At 68.3% G+C, this 17,356-nt stretch carries 17 protein-coding genes and 1 tRNA gene; 7 read left to right on the forward strand and 11 right to left on the reverse strand.

Translation table 11 applies throughout. The annotated features are described in order from the left end of the window. Window positions 1-95: 95 nt before the first annotated feature. Window positions 96-581 (reverse strand): tetratricopeptide repeat protein, encoded by a 486-nt coding sequence (locus AC07OY_RS03900; protein ID WP_495041212.1) that lies wholly within the window; start codon window positions 579-581, stop codon window positions 96-98. A gap of 29 nt (window positions 582-610) precedes the next feature. Next, window positions 611-1,276, reverse strand: a complete 666-nt coding sequence (locus AC07OY_RS03905) for a PEP-CTERM sorting domain-containing protein (RefSeq protein WP_495041213.1) — start codon at window positions 1,274-1,276, stop codon at window positions 611-613. A 221-nt stretch (window positions 1,277-1,497) separates the two neighbouring features. Here AC07OY_RS03905 and sodC point away from each other — a divergent pair, with 221 nt between their 5' ends. From sodC to AC07OY_RS03920, 3 genes are all read left to right on the forward strand, one after another. After that, the gene (sodC, locus tag AC07OY_RS03910; RefSeq protein WP_495041214.1) at window positions 1,498-2,229 is read left to right on the forward strand and encodes a superoxide dismutase [Cu-Zn] SodC; all 732 of its coding nucleotides are present in this window, start codon (window positions 1,498-1,500) and stop codon (window positions 2,227-2,229) included. A gap of 180 nt (window positions 2,230-2,409) precedes the next feature. After that, window positions 2,410-2,985 carry a sigma-70 family RNA polymerase sigma factor gene (locus AC07OY_RS03915; protein WP_495041215.1) on the forward strand — a complete coding sequence of 192 codons (576 nt, stop codon included), beginning with the start codon at window positions 2,410-2,412 and terminating at the stop codon, window positions 2,983-2,985. Then, window positions 2,982-3,701: an anti-sigma factor gene (locus tag AC07OY_RS03920; protein WP_495041216.1), complete on the forward strand. Its 720-nt coding sequence runs from the start codon at window positions 2,982-2,984 to the stop codon at window positions 3,699-3,701. Before AC07OY_RS03915 ends, AC07OY_RS03920 begins: the two co-directional genes overlap by 4 nt. A 42-nt stretch (window positions 3,702-3,743) precedes the next feature. On the opposite strand, the gene AC07OY_RS03925 is transcribed toward AC07OY_RS03920, so the two are convergent. Beyond that, a complete protein-coding gene (locus AC07OY_RS03925; protein ID WP_495041217.1) occupies window positions 3,744-5,207 on the reverse strand; it encodes a sensor domain-containing diguanylate cyclase in 1,464 nt (487 codons plus the stop codon). Between the two features lie 548 nt (window positions 5,208-5,755). After that, window positions 5,756-5,831 (reverse strand) — tRNA-Thr (locus AC07OY_RS03930). 158 nt (window positions 5,832-5,989) lie between these two features. Between AC07OY_RS03930 and AC07OY_RS03935 the strand changes: the two genes are divergently transcribed. Further along, on the forward strand, window positions 5,990-6,739 hold the full coding sequence (locus AC07OY_RS03935) for an alpha/beta hydrolase (protein WP_495041218.1): 750 nt from the start codon (window positions 5,990-5,992) through the stop codon (window positions 6,737-6,739). A 224-nt stretch (window positions 6,740-6,963) separates the two neighbouring features. Here the strand turns inward: AC07OY_RS03935 and AC07OY_RS03940 are convergent, their stop codons facing one another. The 4 genes from AC07OY_RS03940 to prfB all read right to left on the reverse strand — a co-directional run bounded on the left by AC07OY_RS03940 (window position 6,964) and on the right by prfB (window position 12,273). Next, window positions 6,964-7,968 carry a class 1 fructose-bisphosphatase gene (locus tag AC07OY_RS03940; RefSeq protein ID WP_495041219.1) on the reverse strand — a complete coding sequence of 335 codons (1,005 nt, stop codon included), beginning with the start codon at window positions 7,966-7,968 and terminating at the stop codon, window positions 6,964-6,966. Window positions 7,969-8,044: 76 nt separating this feature from the next. Beyond that, window positions 8,045-10,714, reverse strand: coding sequence for an aminopeptidase N (gene pepN, locus AC07OY_RS03945; protein ID WP_495041220.1), 2,670 nt, complete (start codon window positions 10,712-10,714; stop codon window positions 8,045-8,047). 11 nt (window positions 10,715-10,725) lie between these two features. Further along, complete coding sequence (locus tag AC07OY_RS03950) at window positions 10,726-11,169, reverse strand: hypothetical protein (RefSeq protein ID WP_495041221.1); 444 nt, start codon at window positions 11,167-11,169, stop codon at window positions 10,726-10,728. After that, window positions 11,169-12,273 (reverse strand): peptide chain release factor 2 gene (gene prfB, locus AC07OY_RS03955; RefSeq protein ID WP_495041222.1). Its coding sequence is split into 2 segments (ribosomal slippage): window positions 11,169-12,191 and window positions 12,193-12,273, totalling 1,104 coding nucleotides; the frame shifts between segments, so codons are not numbered across the junction. The genes AC07OY_RS03950 and prfB overlap by 1 nt, the downstream gene beginning before the upstream one ends. A gap of 60 nt (window positions 12,274-12,333) precedes the next feature. On the opposite strand from prfB, the gene AC07OY_RS03960 reads away from it, so the two are divergent. Next, on the forward strand, window positions 12,334-12,600 hold the full coding sequence (locus AC07OY_RS03960; RefSeq protein ID WP_495041223.1) for a DUF4212 domain-containing protein: 267 nt from the start codon (window positions 12,334-12,336) through the stop codon (window positions 12,598-12,600). On the opposite strand, the gene AC07OY_RS03965 is transcribed toward AC07OY_RS03960, so the two are convergent. Continuing rightward, on the reverse strand, window positions 12,578-13,366 hold the full coding sequence (locus AC07OY_RS03965; protein ID WP_495041224.1) for a substrate-binding periplasmic protein: 789 nt from the start codon (window positions 13,364-13,366) through the stop codon (window positions 12,578-12,580). The genes AC07OY_RS03960 and AC07OY_RS03965 overlap by 23 nt on opposite strands. Further along, window positions 13,363-14,262, reverse strand: a complete 900-nt coding sequence (locus tag AC07OY_RS03970) for an alpha/beta fold hydrolase (RefSeq protein WP_495041225.1) — start codon at window positions 14,260-14,262, stop codon at window positions 13,363-13,365. Before AC07OY_RS03970 ends, AC07OY_RS03965 begins: the two co-directional genes overlap by 4 nt. A 44-nt stretch (window positions 14,263-14,306) precedes the next feature. Here AC07OY_RS03970 and AC07OY_RS03975 point away from each other — a divergent pair, with 44 nt between their 5' ends. Then, window positions 14,307-14,837 (forward strand): GNAT family N-acetyltransferase, encoded by a 531-nt coding sequence (locus tag AC07OY_RS03975; RefSeq protein WP_495041226.1) that lies wholly within the window; start codon window positions 14,307-14,309, stop codon window positions 14,835-14,837. 211 nt (window positions 14,838-15,048) lie between these two features. Further along, window positions 15,049-16,734: an acetate--CoA ligase gene (locus AC07OY_RS03980; RefSeq protein WP_495041227.1), complete on the forward strand. Its 1,686-nt coding sequence runs from the start codon at window positions 15,049-15,051 to the stop codon at window positions 16,732-16,734. On the opposite strand, the gene AC07OY_RS03985 is transcribed toward AC07OY_RS03980, so the two are convergent. Beyond that, window positions 16,714-17,346, reverse strand: a complete 633-nt coding sequence (locus AC07OY_RS03985; protein ID WP_495041228.1) for a LysE family translocator — start codon at window positions 17,344-17,346, stop codon at window positions 16,714-16,716. The genes AC07OY_RS03980 and AC07OY_RS03985 overlap by 21 nt on opposite strands. Between the last annotated feature and the right edge of the window lie 10 nt (window positions 17,347-17,356).

Raw genomic sequence — 17,356 nt, forward strand, 5'->3', positions numbered from 1 at the left:
GACTAACGGCCCCTTGCCGGTGCCGCGCGTGCGTTATCGCGCATAGGCTGAAGTCGATTGCAACAGCCGTTTCAAGCGCGGAAAACTGCCGGCTGTTACCAGCCCTGGGCCAGGTATTTGTTGCCGTTGGCCTGGTAGCGCGCAATCGCCTCCTTCAGCTCGGTGTGCTGGGAGCAGCCGGTCCTGCATTCGGCGGCCAGCGTGGCCAGGCGGGCCTGGGCCTTGGCCAGGTCGCCCTTCATCAGATAGAGCTCGCCGGAGTATTCGAGGGCGTTGCGGTGGCGCGGGTCGATGCGCAGCGCCGCTTCGTAGTGACGCTCGGACGCCGCCAGGTCAGGACTGCCGGACTTGCGCAGCACATAGCCCATCAGGTTGTTCCAGTCGGCGCTGCCGCTGTCGTCGACGCGCCTGAGCTCGGCCAGGGCGGCTGCCCATTGGCGCGAGTCGATCAGGGTCCGGGCGGCGGCCAGCGGGTTGGCGGCGGCGGTGGGCGCGGCGGCCGGCGCCATCGTGTCGGCGGCCGGTGCGAGCTGGGCGAAAAGGGCGGTGCTGCAGAAGATCAGGGCGTGCAGGGATTTCATGGGGAGCTCCTTGGCGGTTGAGGTGGGGTTCAGGCCTGGATCTGGCGCTTGCGCAGGCCCGCGATGCCGAGGAGTCCGACGCCGAGCAGGGCCATGGAGGACGGCTCGGGGACGGTGGCGACGAAGTTGTCCGCCGTGAAGAGCGGCAGGTTGGCGATGGCGGCCTGGCCGGTCGGCGAGGTGAGGCGGGCCAGCACGCTGAGGTCAGCCGTGGCGTCGTTCAGGTTGGTGGAGAAGACCAGGCGGTTGATGTCCAGCACGCTGTTCTTGTAGATGAAGAAGCCGGCACCGTCCGTGCTGATGCGGCCGGCGATGAGGCTGGCGGCGTTGCCGGCGCCGAAGGGCGTCGCGGCGTTGGCGTCGTTGTCGATGTCCTGCAGCACGATGACGTTGAAGCCCGAACCGGGGATGCCGCTGGCGGGGGCGCTCAGGAAGGAGAGGGCGCTGACGCCATAGGCGCTGAAGGCGCCGAGGTCGAAGACAAAGCTGTCCTGGCCGATGTTGAACGAGGGCAGGGTGCGCTCCTGGCCGGCAAAAACCTGGCGCCCCGGGGTGGCGAGGGCCGTGCTGCCGGTGAAGGGGGCGGTGTTGATCAGCACAGGTGCGGCCTGCGCCGTGGCGGCCATCAGGGCCAGCGAAGCACAGGCCAGGGCGCGCGATGCCGACAGGCGGGGGAGGGAAGCAGCGAAGTGCATGGGGATTCCTTGGGTTGTGGGCAAAAGGGCGTGCGCCTTGGCGCGCACCTTTCCCACCTACGAATCCGGATCCTTGACGGACTACCCCTGAAACGTGGGGGGTGCCGCAATCGCAAAAAGATCCGGTGGGGCACGTCCGTCCTGAGCCCGCTCTCGTAAGTGGGTTCCGGCGGGGGCTCTCGGTCCCCATCGCAACCCTTACCGACAGGACTGGAATTCCCATGAAGACGATTCAGATGCTGGGCCTGCTGGCCCTGCACGGCGCGGCCCAGGCCGCCGATCAGACGGTCACCCTGTACGAGGCCCGCGCGGCCGGCACTGGCCCCAGCGTGGGCACGGTTCGCATCGAGGAGACGGCCCATGGCCTGGCCCTGCATCCGCAGCTGTCCGGCCTGCCGGCGGGCGTGCATGGCTTTCATTTCCACGAGAACGGCTCCTGCGCCCCGTCCACGGCGGCCAGCGGCCAGGTGGTGCCGGCCGGCGCGGCGGGCGGCCACTTCGACCCCAAGGGGGCCAAGCGCCATGGCGAGCCCTGGGGTGATGGACATCTGGGCGATCTGCCGCCGCTGTATGTGGCGGCCGATGGCCAGGCGACCCAGCCCGTGCTGGCCCCTCGCCTCACGAAGCTGTCGGACATCAGCGGCCGCGCGCTGATGCTGCATGTGGGCGGCGACAACCATGCCGACCACCCCGCCATGCTGGGCGGGGGCGGCGCCCGCCTGGCCTGCGCCGTGGTGGTGAGCCAGGGCGGGGCGCTGCCCGCCGCGCTGCGGGCCGACGCCGGGCTGGAAGCCGTGCTGAAGGTCCATGCGGTGGGCCACCAGCACCATGAATGCGGCAAGGACGCGCAAGGCGGTGTCGCGCCGGCCAGGGACGGCTGCGTGGCGTCGGCAGCGGGCCAGGTCTCGCGTGTCGCCTACGCGGCCGACGATGTGTTCTGGGCACCGAAGTAGAGGCAAGATGCTCGGGCCGGCTACGGCGCGCGCGAGGCTTCGGATGCATTGAAGTTGTCAATGGGCACCATCGACACAAATGCCTTCCCGCGGCGGATCGTGCTGACCAGAATCGCGGCCTCCGCCAAGGGAGCGACATGACGACATCCAAGCCCAGCCACCTCGCTGCGAACCCTCGATATGCCAGCCGCTGAGGACCTCGCCGCCCTGATGGCGCGCGTGGCCCTGGGCGATCGCGCCGCCTTCGAGCGCATCTACCGTGCCACCTGCTCCCATCTCTACTCCATCGCCTTTCGCACGCTGAGAAACGAGCAGAAGGCCGACGAGATCCTGCAGGAGGCCTATGTGAACATCTGGCGCCAGGCCTCGAGCTTCGATGCCCGGGCAGGAACGCCCATGACCTGGATGATCAATGTCGTGCGCAACAAGGCCATCGACGCCATGCGCTCGCGGCGCAGCGAGGCCGCGGCGACCGTGGAAATGGACGACAGCACCGAGGAGCTGCCTGCCGACGCGGCGGGCGAGCCGGGCGAACTGTTGGAGAGCAGCCTGGCGAAGGCGCGCGTGCAGGCCTGCATGGCCGGCCTGCCGTCCTCGCAGCGGCAGGCGCTGGCCCTGGCCTATTACCAGGGCCTGGTGCACACCGACATCGCTGCCGCGATGAACGCGCCCCTCGGCACGGCCAAGGGCTGGGTGCGCCGCGGCCTCGAGCAATTGCGGGCCTGCCTGGAAGCCGTGGGAATGAGGCCAGCATGAACTATCTGCGGCCGGAACTTCTGGACAAGCTCGCTCGCGAGTACGTGCTGGGCACGCTGGCAGGCGGAGCTCGCAGGCGCTTCGAAGCCCTCGCCCGCGATTCGGGCGAGGCGAGGCAGGCGGTGCTCGCCTGGCAGGAAAGGTTGGCCGTGCTGGAGCTGTCCCACGTCCCCCTGCAGCCCCTGGTGGGCAACTGGGCCGGCATCGAACGCCGGCTGTTCGGCGCGCCCGAACCCCAGGCTTCCTGGTGGCAGCCCCTGGCCCGCTGGTTCTCCGGTCGGGCGCTGGGGGGCGTTGCGGCAGGCGTGCTCGTGGCGGTGCTGACGCTGCGCGCCGTGCCCGAATGGGCGGGGCTGGAAGAGCATGCCGATGCGCTGCCGCAGAGCTATGTCGGGCTTCTGCACGACGAGCAGGACAAGCCTTTCCTGCTGGCCAGCTCGCGCCGCCATGGCAAGCAGCTGACGCTCAAGGTGCTGGCGCCTGTCAGCGTCCCGCCGGGCATGGTGGCCAGACTGTGGGCCATCCCCAAGTCGGGGGCGCCCTTCCTGCTGGGGACCCTGCCGGCCAAGGGCTCGGCCACGATAGAGATGCCCGACACCTCGGAGCGCCTGCTCTTCAACGTGCCGCGCCTGGGCGTGACGGTGGAACCCGTCGACGCCGTGGCTGCTGCTCCAGGCACTTTCGTGCTGACGGGCAGCTGCGTGAAGTTGTGGTGATGCCAGCGTCCGGCCGGGAAATGAAGCGATGCACGGCGAGCCCTAGCCCAGAGCCTTGACGCCTCCAGCTTCGTTGCTGCGAGCGCACGCAACGGCTGGCGCCCGCGATACATCGACGCCGGGTTGCGCATCGGTCGCTGCCTCACACGTCGTGTTGCGCCCCTGCGCCTTGGCTTGATACAGCGCACGATCAGCCGCAGCGATCAACGCTGGTCCTTGATCGGCGCGAGTCGCCATCGTCGTTGCAGCGCCAATGCTGACCGTGATGTGGCCACAGGCGGAATCTGGGTGGGCAACCTCTAGCTTCGCAATGGCCGCTCGGATGTGCTCGGCTATCAGCAGCGCGCCTTCTCGCGCCGTCATCGCCAAGATCACGGCGAATTCTTCGCCGCCGTAGCGTGCCGGCAGGTCGGCTGGCCGACGCACCGACGACTCAATGGCCTGGGCGACCAGGCGCAGGCAGTCGTCCCCTGCCAGATGGCCATAGCGGTCGTTGTAGCGCTTGAAGAAATCAACGTCGATCAACAGCAGGGAAACCGCATGGCTGCCTCGCCCGGCCCGGGCGCACTCGCTTTCGAGGACCTGGTCGAAACGACGGCGATTGGCCAACCCCGTCAAGCCGTCAATGTGTGCCTGATGTTCCAGCACGAGGTTCATGTCCGCGGTACGCCGGTACAGCGCCGTCAGCTCGACGAAGAGAGACACCAGCACGATCGATGTCGTGAAGAGGCTGCCGAGCTTGGCGACGTACCAGCCCACCGAGAAACGTGCCGTGCCCTGGTAGGTAAGCCAGACGTCAAAGCAGGCGGCCACCATGCCGACGCAAAGCCAGATCTGTTCGTTGCTCGGGCGCTTCAAGCGTGCCAGAACCGCGACGCAGGCCACGTCGACGACCAGGCTCGCGGCGGGCGAGAGGATGCCAGCCCCTCCGAACAGACCCTGTGGTCCCATAAAGATGGCCGGCAACAGGGGCAGGCCCGCAGTGCCCAGCCAGGCAAGCGCGCAGACGGCGGCGCAGCACAGCGCAATTTCCAGGCCGAGCTGTCGCGAAACGTCCTCGCCGGTATCCGGCCGCGCCGCATGCGACTCCAAACCTTCGCGCTTTTGGGCGGCCAGTGCATAGCGCAACACCAGCACGCCGAAGCCGACGTGCCAGAACGACCACAGCCAGACGGCGCTGATCTTGCTGCCGATCAAAGAGCCACCCGGCAGCACGGCATCTGGAAATGCGGCGATCAGGGGAAAGAACAGTATGGCGACGAAGCAATAGGCCGTGCCCAGCTCGATGGAACCCCTGCTGCGCTCGCTGACCCCGCGGCTGAACATCAGCCCGGCCAGCAGCAAGTTGGTGATGATCATTGCGAAGCCGAAGGCCAGCATGTAGCTGGGCACGGCCGGAAGCGGCTCTTTTGCCAGCGGCGTCAACGCGATGCCGGCAGCCACAAGGCCCGCGGTGACGAGGCCTGCGACGCGTCGGTGCAGGCGGGTCGATTTTTGTGGGGTCATCGACGAAGACCCATTTGGCCGGGCTCGGCTGCCACACCGAAGGCAGGATCAGCGCTCGCCGGGGCGCACAAGCCCTGCTCGATCCACGCCGCAGCTGCGTGGATGGCGACGCCCTCCCGCCATATGTTGCTGTTCGGCATTGGGATTCCTTCCCGCGCTCTTCTTGAACGCGACCCCGGCGGAGCATGTGCTCTCTTTGCCTTCTTGTCCCCGCATGCAGTATCTACCCATCGCCGGGCAAAAAACGCTGGTCCCAGGGGGAGCCAGCGCCGAACCGACGCCCACGCCACACGACCGCGGAGTATTCGCAGGGACGATTGCGCCATGTGTCGCGCAGCGCCGTGCCCCAGCGCCTCCCCGATGGCCGCCTGCTCGGCTTTCGTGGGTCGATGCGCGACGTGACCCAGAGCCTGGAGGCCAGGGTGCAGGTCTGGCGGCGTGACGAAGCCCTGCGCCCAGCTTCACCCTGCGGCTGCTGGCGCCGCCCCTGCCCCAAAAACAAAAAGGGCCTGATCTTTCGATCAGGCCCTTGCTGCTTTTCTTGTTCTTGGTGCCGGCAAGAGGAGTCGAACCCCCGACCTTCGCATTACGAATGCGCTGCTCTACCAACTGAGCTATGCCGGCCTCTGCCCCTTGCGGGGTAGTCATGTCCGCTTCCCCCTTGCGGGTTTCGCGAAGCCCTAGATCATAGCGCAACTGCAGCGAGCCGCCAAGATTGGCTTGCTTTTCGGGCGGCAGCATTGAAACTCCGCGGCATGAAAAAGGTCGCCAGACTGTTGCTGATGGCTTGCGCATGGCTGCTCCTGGGCCACGCCCAGGCCGCGGGCGAGCGCTTCGAGGTGGCGACCCGCGAGGGCGTCGTGACGCCGGTGTTCTGGGAGGCGGCCGCAGGCGCCAAGGCGACGGTGCTGCTGTTCCCCGGCGGTATCGGCGGCTTTGGCCGTGTCGAGGCCGGGCGGCCGGGCAGCCGCAATTTCCTGGTGCGCTCCATGGGCGACTTCCTGGCCCAGGGCTACAACGTCGCCATCTTCGGCAAGCCCAGCGACACGCCCGACCTGGGCTATGCCGAGCGCATTTCAGACGCCCACATGACCGACATCCGCGAGGTGCTGAAGGCGGTGAAGCGGAAGTCCACGCTGCCGGTCTGGCTGGTGGGCACCAGCCGTGGCACGGTGTCGGCCACGGCGGCGGCCATCCGGCTGCAGGAAGACATTGCCGGCCTGGTGCTGACGTCCAGCATCGTCGCCTGGGACAAGCCGGGCGCCGTGCCGCGGCAGGAGTTAGCGGCCATCCGCGTGCCGGTGCTGGTGCTGCACCATGCCAGGGACCAGTGCCGCCAGACCCTGCCGCGCGACGTGGGCTACATCCTGAAGGGCCTGGCGGCCGCGCCGGTGAAGAAGCTGGCAATGGTGGAAGGCGGCGCCGACCCGACGGGCGACGCCTGCGAGGCCTTCCATTGGCACGGCTTCATCGGCATGGAGACCGAGGCCGTGAAGATCATCACCGGCTGGATGGACCAGCCGGCGCCCTAAGCACATCAGTTTTTCGGGCCGAGCGCTGGGCCTGCCATGGGCCAGAGGCCCATGGCCTTCCGTAGGCACAAGCAGTCCGCAGGGACTGCTTGTGTCCGACTCCAGTTCACCGAGCCGGCCCGCTTGGCGATGTGCTTGCGGCTTGATGCCGCAAGCATCGCCGTCCCCTCGGGGGACCGGCCAGGCACGTCAGCGTTCAGCTGGACGTGGCTGGACGAGGGGCTTCATTCCTGGCGGTGATAGGCCGTGATGCGTTCGACTTCGTTCTTCGAACCAAGGGCGACAGCCACGCGCTCGTGCAGCTTGGTGGGCTGCAGGCTCATGATGCGTTCGCTGCCATTGGTGGCCGCGCCGCCGGCCTGCTCGACGATGAAGGCCATGGGGTTGGCTTCGTACATCAGGCGCAGCTTGCCGGGCTTGTCGGGCTCGCGCTGGTCCCAGGGGTAGATGAAGACGCCGCCGCGCGTGAGGATGCGGTGCACGTCGGCCACCATGCTGGCCACCCAGCGCATGTTGAAGTCCTTGCCACGGGGGCCGGTGGAGCCGGCCAGGCATTCGTCGATGTAGCGGCGCATCGGCGGCGCCCAGTGGCGCAGGTTCGACATGTTGATGGCGAATTCCTTGGTGTCCTCGGGAATGCGCACCTCGTCCTGGGTCAGCACCCAGGAACCGGTCTCGCGATCCAGCGTGAACATCGCGACGCCGTCGCCCACCGTCAGCACCAGCATGCTCTGCGGGCCGTAGACGCAATAGCCGGCCGCGGCCTGCTGCTTGCCGGGCTGCAGGAAGTCCTCGTCGCTGACGCCGCGCGAATGGCCCACTTTGCGCAGCACGCTGAAGATGGTGCCGATGGACACGTTGACGTCGATGTTGCTCGAGCCATCGAGCGGATCGAACAGCAGCAGGTATTCGCCTTGCGGGTAGCGGTTGGGCACGACGTAGATGCTGTCCATCTCCTCGCTGGCCATGGCCGCGAGATGACCGCCCCATTCATTGGCCTCGATCAGCACCTCGTTGGCGATGATGTCCAGCTTCTTCTGCACCTCGCCCTGCACGTTCTCGCTGCCGGCGCTGCCGAGCACGCCGCCCAGGGCGCCCTTGTTGACGGCGATGGCGATGTGCTTGCAGGCGCGCGCGACGACCTCGATCAAGAGGCGCAGTTCCTGCGGAATGTGGCCGTGCTCGCGCTGCTGCTCGACCAGGTACTGGGTCAGGGAGACGCGGCTCATGCCTTCACTCCTGCCGGGCCGCCCCAAAGGAATGAAGCGCCCCCTCGGGGGGCAGCAAATGAAATTTGCGTGGGGGTCATGCTTTCTCTCCGGAAGCCAGGGCGCGCTCAACGATCTCGCGCACGTCGCTCGACAGGTCGGGCTTGGCGGCGACACGCGCCACGGCCTCGCGGGCGGCCGCGCGATAGGGCTCGGCCAGCACGGCCCAGCGATCCATCGCGCGGGCGATGCGGCTGGCGAGCTGCGGGTTGATGGCATCGACGGCCAGCACCTGGTCGGCCCAGAACACATAGCCGGCAGCGTCGGCGCGGTGGAAGGCGGCCGGGTTGAACATGCACAGGCTGGCCAGCAGGCTGCGGGCCCGGTTCGGGTTCTTCAGCGTGAAGTCGGCGTGCTTGGTCAGGGCCTTGGCGCGGGCGAACACGCGGCCATCGGCCTCGGGTGCGCGGGCCTGCAGGGCGAACCACTTGTCCACCACCAGCGCGTCGTCCTTGAACAGCGCATGGAAGCGCTCCAGGGCCGGCTTGGCCAGCTCCGCGTTGGCGTTGACCAGGGCGGCCAGGGCACCGAGGCGGTCCGTCATGTTGGACGCGTCCTTGAAGCGCTGGTAGGCCTTGCCCGGCCAGACCGTGTCGCCCGTGGCCTGGGCATCCAGCACCAGCATCGACAGGGCCAGGTTGGCCAGGGCGCGCTTGCCGGACGAGACCGGGTCGGGCGTGTAGCCGCCGGCGATCTGGTTGGCTTCGAAGGCCGCGGCCCAGTCGTCGCGCAGGGCGCTGGCAAGCTGGGCTTGCGCGGCCATGACGGCGGCATGGATGGCCTGCGGGTCGACGACGTCGAGCTGCTCGGCGATATAGGCCTCGCCGGGCAGGGTCAGGGCCAGTTCCTTGAAGGCGGGGTCCAGCTCGGCGTGGTTGAGGATGGCGCGCATGGCCTCGATGAAGACGGGGCTCAGCACCAGGGGCTGGCCTGCACGCAGCGAGTGCAGGATGCGGTTCAGCGCCAGGCGCTGGCCGGCTTCCCAGCGGTTGAAGGGGTCGCTGTCATGGCGCATCAGCACCATCAGTCCGGCGTCGGACAGGCCGTCTTCCAGCACCACGGGCGCCGAGAAGCCGCGCATCAGCGAAGGCACGGGCTCGGCGTCGATGTTCTCGAAGACGAAGGTCTGTTCGGCCTGGTCCAGCACCAGCACCTGCTCGGTGTCGCCGTTGGCGTTGACGGCCAGGGCGGTGCCGTGGCGGTCCAGCAGGCCCATGACGACGGGGATGACCTGGGGCTGCTTGTCGCCCTGGCCCGGCGTGGCCGGGGTCTGCTGCGTGAAGCGCAGCGTGAAGGTACGGGCGGCGGCGTCATGCTCGCCGCGGGCGGTCACGCGCGGCGTGCCGGCCTGGGCGTACCAGCGCTTGAAGGTGTCCAGGCGCGTGGCGAGGGCCGAGCCGGGGTTGGCGTCGGCGATGGCCGCGGCGAAGTCGTCGCAGGTCACGGCCTGGCCGTCATGGCGCTCGAAGTAGAGCTTCATGCCGGCCTCGAAGCCCTTGCGGCCGACCAGGGTCTGGTACATGCGCACGACCTCGGAGCCCTTCTCGTAGACCGTGGCCGTGTAGAAGTTGTTGATCTCGCTGTAGCTGTCCGGGCGCACCGGGTGGGCCATGGCGCCACTGTCCTCGGGGAACTGCAGGGCGCGCAGCTGGCGCACGTCCTGGATGCGGCAGACCGCGCGTGCCGACGGCGTGCCGGCCATGTCCATGGAGAACTCCTGGTCGCGGAAGACGGTCAGGCCTTCCTTCAGCGACAGCTGGAACCAGTCGCGGCAGGTGACGCGGTTGCCGGTCCAGTTGTGGAAGTACTCGTGGGCGACGATGGACTCGATGCGGCCGAAGTCGGCGTCCGTCGCCGTGGCCGGCGAGGCCAGCAGGGCGCTGGTGTTGAAGATGTTCAGGCCCTTGTTCTCCATGGCGCCCATGTTGAAGTCGGACACGCCGACGACCATGAAGCGCTCCAGGTCCAGGGGCAGGCCGAAGCGGGCCTCGTCCCAGACGATGGAGGCGATCAGCGAGTTCATCGCGTGCTCGGTCTTCTCCAGGTCGCCGCGGCGCACATAGACCTGCAGCAGATGGTCCTTGCCGGCGCGGGTGCGGATGCGCTGCTCGCGCGCGACCAGGTCGCCGGCGACGACGGCGAACAGATAGCTGGGCTTGGGGAAGGGGTCGCTCCAGACGGCGAAGTGGCGGCCGTTGTCCAGGTCGCCGCTGTCCGTCAGGTTGCCGTTGGCCAGCAGGATGGGGAAGCGGGCCTTGTCGGCGCGCAGCGTGACCGTGTAGACGGCCATCACATCCGGGCGGTCCAGGAAATAGGTGATGCGGCGGAACCCCTCGGCCTCGCACTGCGTGAAGAAGCTGCCGCCCGAGGTGTAGAGGCCGGACAGGGCGGTGTTCTTCTCGGGGCAGGTGGTGTTGCGGATCTCGAGCGCGAAGTCGGCGTCGGGCGCGCCTTCGATGATGAGCTCGTGTCCTTCCTGGCGGAAGGACACGCTGCTGCCGTCGATCAGCACACGCAGCAGGTTGAGCTCCTCGCCATGCAGGCGCAGCGGGCCGTGGGCCACGGCCGTATTGCGCTCGACCTGCATCTTGCTCGTGACGATGGTCTTGGCCGGATCGAGATCGAAGCTCAGGTCGACCTTGCGGATCCAGAACGCCGGTTGCTGGTAGTCCAGGCGTTGGATCAGGGGGGCACTACCTTCACGCATGAAGTTTCCTTTTAGTGGGCTGCTCGGTTGCCCGACAGCAGCCAGATGCCGGCCAGGCAGAGCACCAGGCCGGCGAATTGCTTGAGGCTCACGGCCTCCTTGAAGACGAGCATGCCGATGAGCAGCAGCGCGCCGGTGACGACCGAGGCCGACAGCACGAAGGCACTGGACAGCGTACCGCCCGCCCGGTAGGCGAGCAGAAAGCCCAGCTCGATCAGCACGATGGACAGGGCCACGCCCCACACCGCCCCGCCCAGGTCGCCCGCGGCCTGCGCCAGCGGCGCCTGCAGCGGGAAGAGCAGGAACAGCGGCAGGCTCAGGGCGGCTGCACCCAGGTAGAAGGCGATCAGCGCCAGCACCGGATGGGCGCCGGGCGCGACCTGCTTCTGCATGAAGTGGTAGAGCACCTGGCCGGTGATGGCGACTGCCATGGCCAGGGCAAAACCCATTTTCATCAGACGCCCTGCTTCAGGGATTCGGTGATGAACGGGTCGAGATCGCCGTCCAGCACCTTCTGCGTCGCCGAGGTCTCGTAGTTGGTGCGCAGGTCCTTGATGCGGCTCTGGTCCAGCACATAGCTGCGGATCTGGTGGCCCCAGCCGACGTCGGTCTTGGTGTCTTCCAGCTTCTGCTGTTCTTCCATGCGCTTCTTCATCTCATGGTCGTACAGGCGCGAGCGCAGTCGGCGCCAGGCGACGTCGCGGTTGCTGTGCTGGCTGCGGCCGTCCTGGCATTGCACGACGATGCCGGTCGGGATGTGCGTCAGGCGCACGGCCGAGTCCGTCTTGTTGATGTGCTGGCCACCGGCGCCCGAGGCGCGGAAGGTGTCTGTGCGCACATCGGCCGGGTTGATGTCGATCTCGATCGAGTCGTCCACCTCGGGGTAGACGAACAGCGACGCGAAGGACGTGTGGCGGCCGCCGGACGAGTCGAAGGGGCTCTTGCGCACCAGGCGGTGCACGCCGGTCTCGGTGCGCAGCAGGCCGAAGGCGTACTCGCCCTCCACCTTGATGGTGGCGCTCTTGATGCCGGCCACGTCGCCCGGCGACTCGTCTTCCATCGTCGTCTTGAAGCCCTTGCGCTCGCAATACTTCAGGTACTGGCGCAGCAGCATGCCGGCCCAGTCGTTGGCCTCGGTGCCGCCGGCGCCGGCCTGGATGTCGATGAAGCAGTTGCTCGGGTCGGCCGGGTTGTTGAACATGCGGCGGAACTCGAGTTCCTCGACCTTGGCCTGCAGCGTGGCCGCGTCGGCCTCGATGGCCAGCATGCCGGCCTCGTCGCCTTCCTCCTTGCTCATCTCGAAGAGCTCGGCGTTGTCGGCCAGCGAGGTCGTCAGATGCGTGATCGTCTCGACCACGGTCTCCAGCGTGCGCTTTTCCTTGCCCAGCTCCTGGGCGCGCTTGGGGTCGTTCCAGACGTTGGGGTTCTCGAGCGACGCGTTGACTTCGTTCAGGCGCAGGGCCTTGCGATCGAAGTCAAAGATACCCCCTTAGCGCGTCGGTGCGCGCTGCGAGGTCGGCGAGGTTGTTGCCGATTTGGTTGATGTGTTCGATGTCCATGTCAGGGCACGTCTTGTCTTGGCGAAAAAGCGGATTTTCTCATGGGTGAGAATCGCGCCGATGAATGCCCCGCCCCGAGACGACTATTGGCGTCGCACCCGCCGCCTCACGGTGGGTCTGCTGCTGGCCTGGGGCGTCGTTGGTTTCGCGCCGGTTTTCTTCGCCCGCGAGCTCAGCGTCGAGGTGTTCGGCTGGCCGCTGGCCTTCTGGCTGGCCTCGCAGGGCGCGCTGCTGGGCTTCTGCGCCATCGTCATCGGCTACGCCCGCGCGATGGACAGGCTGGAGGCCGAGCTGCCCGTGGAAATCAGCGAGCCCCCTCGCCCCTGAACAGCCGCCGCGTCTCGGCCTCGCCGACATAGCGGGTGTACATCTGCTGCACCCAGGCCTCGCGGCGCATGCCCTCCAGATGGCGCTGCAGCAACTGCACGTCTTCCGCCGGGATGCTGGCGCGGTTCAGATACAGGCCGATGACCTCGGGCGGGCCCTCGGGCAGGTCGATGGTGACGGACCGGGCCGGCAGCTGGCCGTCGCGGCGCATCTTGGCGTGGATGACGTTGGGAATGATGGCCGCCTGCAGCCGGCCCGCGGCCAGCTTGGCGGCGAGGTTGTCGAAATCCGGCGAGTACTCGGCCTGGCGCGAGGCCAGCATGGCATCCACCGCCTCCTTCATCTGGCCGACGCGCACGCCGCGCACCGTGCCCAGCTTGAGCTCGGGCCGCTGGCGGAACTCCTCCAGCGTGCGCGGCGGCGCGTCGCCGATGAAGACGAGGTCCAGCTCGGCATAGGCATAGGGCAGGAATTGGCCGATGCGGTCGCGATCGGGGGCCTGCATGGCCGAGGTGATGATGTCCAGCTGGCCCTGCTCGAACTCCAGCAGCACGCGGGCGCGCGGCCGCGGCGCCAGCTTCAGCTTGCAGCCGCTGCGCCGCGCCAGTTCGGCGATGAGGTCGGGCGCCATGCCCTGCCATTGGCCGTCCTGCACGAAGGCGCCAAAGCCCAGCTCGGAAATGCCGACGCTGAGTTCGCGCGTGCAACTGGCCTGGGCGCCAGCGGCTGCCAGCGCCATCAGCAGCGCGACCGTCGTGCGCCTCATGCGGCCAGGAAGGCTTCGATCGCGGCGGCCAGCGCCTCGGGCTGGTCGTGGTGCAGCATGTGGCCGGCGTCCTGCAGCACGGTCTGCTTCAGGTCGGGCACCAGGGCCAGGCGGGCCTCGAAGTCGGCGCGCGGGTAGCGCGTGCCCCAGAAGCGGGTCAGCTGGTCGTCGCTGCCCTCGACCCACAGCGTCGGCGCGCTGATGCGCTGCCAGCAGGCCAGCACCTCGGCCTTGCGGTAAAGCATGGGATTGGCCAGCTTGTGGGCCGGGTCGGCATTGAGCTGGAAGCCCTCGGGCGTCTCCCGCGACCAATGACTGGCCAGCCATGCGGCCTTGTCGGCAGCCAGGCGGGGATTGTTCTTGCGCAGGCGCTCGGCCACGTCGGACAGGGTGGCGTAAGGCCGCAGCGAAGGCGGGTCCTTCAGCTCGTCCAGCCACTTGGCCAGGCGCTCGGGCGCGGCGGCGGGCGAGATGTCGGGCATGCCGAAGCCTTCGAGATTGACGAGGCGACGTATGCGCTGGGGGCGAACCCCGGCATAGCTCATGGCCACATTGCCGCCCATGCTGTGGCCCAGCAGGTCGACGGGGGCGCCGGGGCTGACGGCGTCGAGCAGGGCATCCAGGTCGCCGAGGTAGTCGGGGAACCAGTAGCAGTCGGCGCCCGTCGTCTCGCTGAGGCCGAAGCCGCGCCAGTCCAGGGCGATGACCTCGCGCTCCTGCCCCAGGGCGTCGACGACGAACTGGAAGGAGGCGCCGACGTCCATCCAGCCGTGCACCATGACCAGGGGCAGCCGCCCCGGCAAGGGCTGACCCCAGCGCAGGATGTGGTGGCGCAGGCCGCGCAGGCTCAGAAATTCGCTGCGATGGGCGCGGCGCGGGGTGTAGACATCGGGCATATCCGCACTGTAGGACACGGCAGTCCGCCGACAATGGGGCCATCATGCCCGCACCCCGCCACGACATCCGCGCCGCCGAGCCGCGCGACTTGAAAGCCATCGTCCAGCTGATCAGCGAGCTGGCCGAGTTCGAGAACCTGACCCATCTGCTCGAGGTCACGCCAGACAAGCTGGAACCCCATCTGTTCGGTGACGAACCCGCGGCGGAATGCCTGGTCGGCATGGTGAATGGCGAGGTCGTCGCCTTCGCGCTGTTCTATACCAACTTCTCGACCTTCCTGGCCAAGCCCGGCCTCTACCTGGAAGACCTCTATGTGCGCCCCGCCCACCGCCGCAGCGGCCTGGGCAAGGCCCTGATCATCCAGCTGGCCCAACTGGCCTGCGAGCGGGGCTATGGCCGCTTCGACTGGACGGTGCTGGACTGGAACGAGGACGCCATCCGCTTCTACCAAGGTCTGGGAGCCGACGTCATGCCCGACTGGCGCATCTGCCGCCTGACCGGCGAGGCGCTGGAGCGCTACGCTGACGGGGATCGCCCGAGCATGTGGTCGCCCTCCGCCTGGCTGGGGTTGTGAGCCCCTCGCCCAGCTGGCCGCGCTGAACGCGGGCCAGGCTGGTCGGTCCCCCGAGGGGACGGCGATGCATGCCGGTTCGACCGGCAAGCACTCGCCAGAGCGGGCCGGCTCGGGAGCGGCCCAGCGCTCGGCCCGAATCCGGGCAATCCATGAGATCAACGCCCTGAGGGCTGGCTAGCATTCGCCCCCTTGTCCCAACCGGGGGTGGCCCATGGCGGAAGACCGATACGAGCAGCTGCACGGCGCCTTCCGCTGGCAGGTGCCGGCGGACTTCAACATCGCCGAGGCCTGCTGCGGCCGCTGGGCGCGCGAGACGCCCAACGCCACTGCCATCCATTTCGACAGCGAGAGCGGCTGCCGCGCCCATTACAGCTACGGCCAGCTGCAGCGGGCCGCCAACCGCCTGTCCAATGCCCTGCTGAACCAGGGCGTGCGCCGCGGCCACCGCGTCGCCATGGTGCTGCCGCAGCGCTTCGAGACGGCCGTCGCCCATATCGCCATCCAGCAGATCGGCGCGGTCGCCATGCCGCTGTCCTTGCTGTTCGGCGCCGAGGCCCTGGAATACCGGCTGCAGGACAGCGGCGCCGTGCTGGCCATCGCCGCCTGCGAGGCCTTGGCTGGGCTGCGCGAGGTCAAGTCCCGCTGCCCGGCGCTGCGCCGCATCCTCGTCGTCGGCGAATGCCCGGTGGACTGCGACGAGCTGCCCTGGATGCAGGCCCTGCAGGCGGAAGAAGCCCGCTTCAAGCCCGTCGCCACCCAGGCCGACGACCCGGCCATCCTGATCTACACCAGCGGCACCACCGGCAACCCCAAGGGCGCCCTGATTCCGCAGCGCGCGCTGATCGGCAATCTGAGCGGCTTTGTCGCCAGCCAGAACTGGTTCGGCTTCGATCCCTTCGATGCGGGCAAGCCTTCCGACGCCGTCTTCTGGAGCCCGGCCGACTGGGCCTGGACCGGCGGGCTGATGGACGCCCTGCTGCCCACGCTCTACTTCGGCCGGCCCATCGTCGCCTACCAGGGGCGCTTCTCGGCGGCCAAGGCCTTTGAGCTGATGGCGGCCCATGGCGTCACGCATGCCTTCCTGTTTCCGACCGCGCTGAAAGCCATGATGAAGGCCGAGCCGCGTCCGAAGCGGCACGCGCTCAAGCTGCGCGCGCTGATGAGCGCCGGCGAGGCCGTCGGCGACGCCGTGTTCAGCTGGTGCCGCGACGCCTTGGGCGTGCCGGTCAACGAGATGTTCGGGCAGACCGAGATGAACTACGTCGTCGGCAACTGCCAGGCCCTGTGGCCGGCCAAGCCGGGCAGCATGGGCCGGGCCTACCCCGGCCATCGCGTGGCCGTCATCGATGACGAGGGCCATGTCTGCGCGCCCGGCGAGACCGGCGAGGTGGCCGTCAACGCCTTCGACCGCCACGGCGTACCCGACCCGGTCTTCTTCCTCGGCTACTGGAACAACGACGCCGCAACCCAGGCCAAGTTCACGGGCGACTGGTGCCGCACCGGCGATCTGGCCCGCAGCGACCGCGACGGCACCCTATGGTACGAAGGCCGGGCCGACGATGTCTTCAAGGCGGCCGGCTACCGCATCGGGCCCGGCGAGATCGAGAACTGCCTGCTCAAGCACCCGGCGGTGGCCAATGCGGCCGTCGTGCCCAAGCCCGACGCCGAGCGCGGCGCGCTGGTGAAGGCCTATGTCGTGCTGGCCGACGGCCATGCGGGCACGGCCGCGCTGGTCGAGGCCCTGCAGGCCCATGTGAAGGCCCGCCTGGCGCCCTACGAGTACCCCAAGGAAATCGAGTTCATCGAGGCCCTGCCCATGACGACGACGGGCAAGGTGCAGCGCCGCGTGCTGCGGCTGCGCGAAGAGGAGCTGGCTTCAAGCCGCGCGGTTGCGTAGGCGCAGCAGGCTCAGGCCCAGCAGCACGAACAGCCCGCCCGAGATGCGGTTGAACAGCCGCAGATGCCGGGCCTCGGTCAGGAAGCGGCGCAGCGTGCGGAACAGGCCGACATAGAAGGCATGGGACACCAGGGCCAGCACGGTGAAGGTGACCGTCAGCAGCACCGTCTGCAGCAGCAGCGACCCGCCCGGCACCAGGAATTGCGGGAACAGGGCCGTGAAGAACAGGATGGCCTTGGGATTGGTGACGGCCACGCCCAGGCCCTGCAGGAAGAGCTTGCCTGGCGTCGTCGGCTGGTGGGCCGAGGCCGTCGCATCCAGTCGCAGCGGTGCGCTGCGCCACTGCTTGATGCCCAGATAGATCAGATAGCCGGCGCCGACGATCTTGACGACGAGGAAGGCCGAGGCCGACACGGCCAGCAGGGCGCCCATGCCGGCCGTCGCCGCGCCCGACACGATGAAGAGGCCGGCCGCATTGCCCAGCGAACTGAACATGGTGTGGCGCGGCCCGACCGCCACCGAGTTGGAGATGGCCAGCAGCACGCCGGGGCCGGGCGAGAAGCAGGTCAGCAGGGCGACGCCGCAGAACAGCAGCCAGGTCGAGAAGGGCATGGTCGGGCCG

The sequence above is a fragment of the Roseateles sp. GW821-FHT09H10 genome, assembly GCF_059415865.1.

Coding starts and splice junctions, on each gene's coding strand:
- AC07OY_RS03905 (WP_495041213.1), bottom strand. CDS start 1,276: ATGCACTTCGCTGCTTCCCTCCCCCGCCTGTCGGCATCGCGCGCCCTG.
- AC07OY_RS03960 (WP_495041223.1), top strand. CDS start 12,334: ATGAATGCCCCGCCCCGAGACGACTATTGGCGTCGCACCCGCCGCCTC.
- AC07OY_RS03975 (WP_495041226.1), top strand. CDS start 14,307: ATGCCCGCACCCCGCCACGACATCCGCGCCGCCGAGCCGCGCGACTTG.
- AC07OY_RS03920 (WP_495041216.1), top strand. CDS start 2,982: ATGAACTATCTGCGGCCGGAACTTCTGGACAAGCTCGCTCGCGAGTAC.
- AC07OY_RS03950 (WP_495041221.1), bottom strand. CDS start 11,169: ATGAAAATGGGTTTTGCCCTGGCCATGGCAGTCGCCATCACCGGCCAG.
- AC07OY_RS03965 (WP_495041224.1), bottom strand. CDS start 13,366: ATGAGGCGCACGACGGTCGCGCTGCTGATGGCGCTGGCAGCCGCTGGC.
- AC07OY_RS03900 (WP_495041212.1), bottom strand. CDS start 581: ATGAAATCCCTGCACGCCCTGATCTTCTGCAGCACCGCCCTTTTCGCC.
- AC07OY_RS03970 (WP_495041225.1), bottom strand. CDS start 14,262: ATGCCCGATGTCTACACCCCGCGCCGCGCCCATCGCAGCGAATTTCTG.
- AC07OY_RS03980 (WP_495041227.1), top strand. CDS start 15,049: ATGGCGGAAGACCGATACGAGCAGCTGCACGGCGCCTTCCGCTGGCAG.
- AC07OY_RS03940 (WP_495041219.1), bottom strand. CDS start 7,968: ATGAGCCGCGTCTCCCTGACCCAGTACCTGGTCGAGCAGCAGCGCGAG.
- AC07OY_RS03915 (WP_495041215.1), top strand. CDS start 2,410: ATGCCAGCCGCTGAGGACCTCGCCGCCCTGATGGCGCGCGTGGCCCTG.
- AC07OY_RS03985 (WP_495041228.1), bottom strand. CDS start 17,346: ATGCCCTTCTCGACCTGGCTGCTGTTCTGCGGCGTCGCCCTGCTGACC.
- AC07OY_RS03925 (WP_495041217.1), bottom strand. CDS start 5,207: ATGACCCCACAAAAATCGACCCGCCTGCACCGACGCGTCGCAGGCCTC.
- sodC (WP_495041214.1), top strand. CDS start 1,498: ATGAAGACGATTCAGATGCTGGGCCTGCTGGCCCTGCACGGCGCGGCC.
- pepN (WP_495041220.1), bottom strand. CDS start 10,714: ATGCGTGAAGGTAGTGCCCCCCTGATCCAACGCCTGGACTACCAGCAA.
- AC07OY_RS03935 (WP_495041218.1), top strand. CDS start 5,990: ATGGCTTGCGCATGGCTGCTCCTGGGCCACGCCCAGGCCGCGGGCGAG.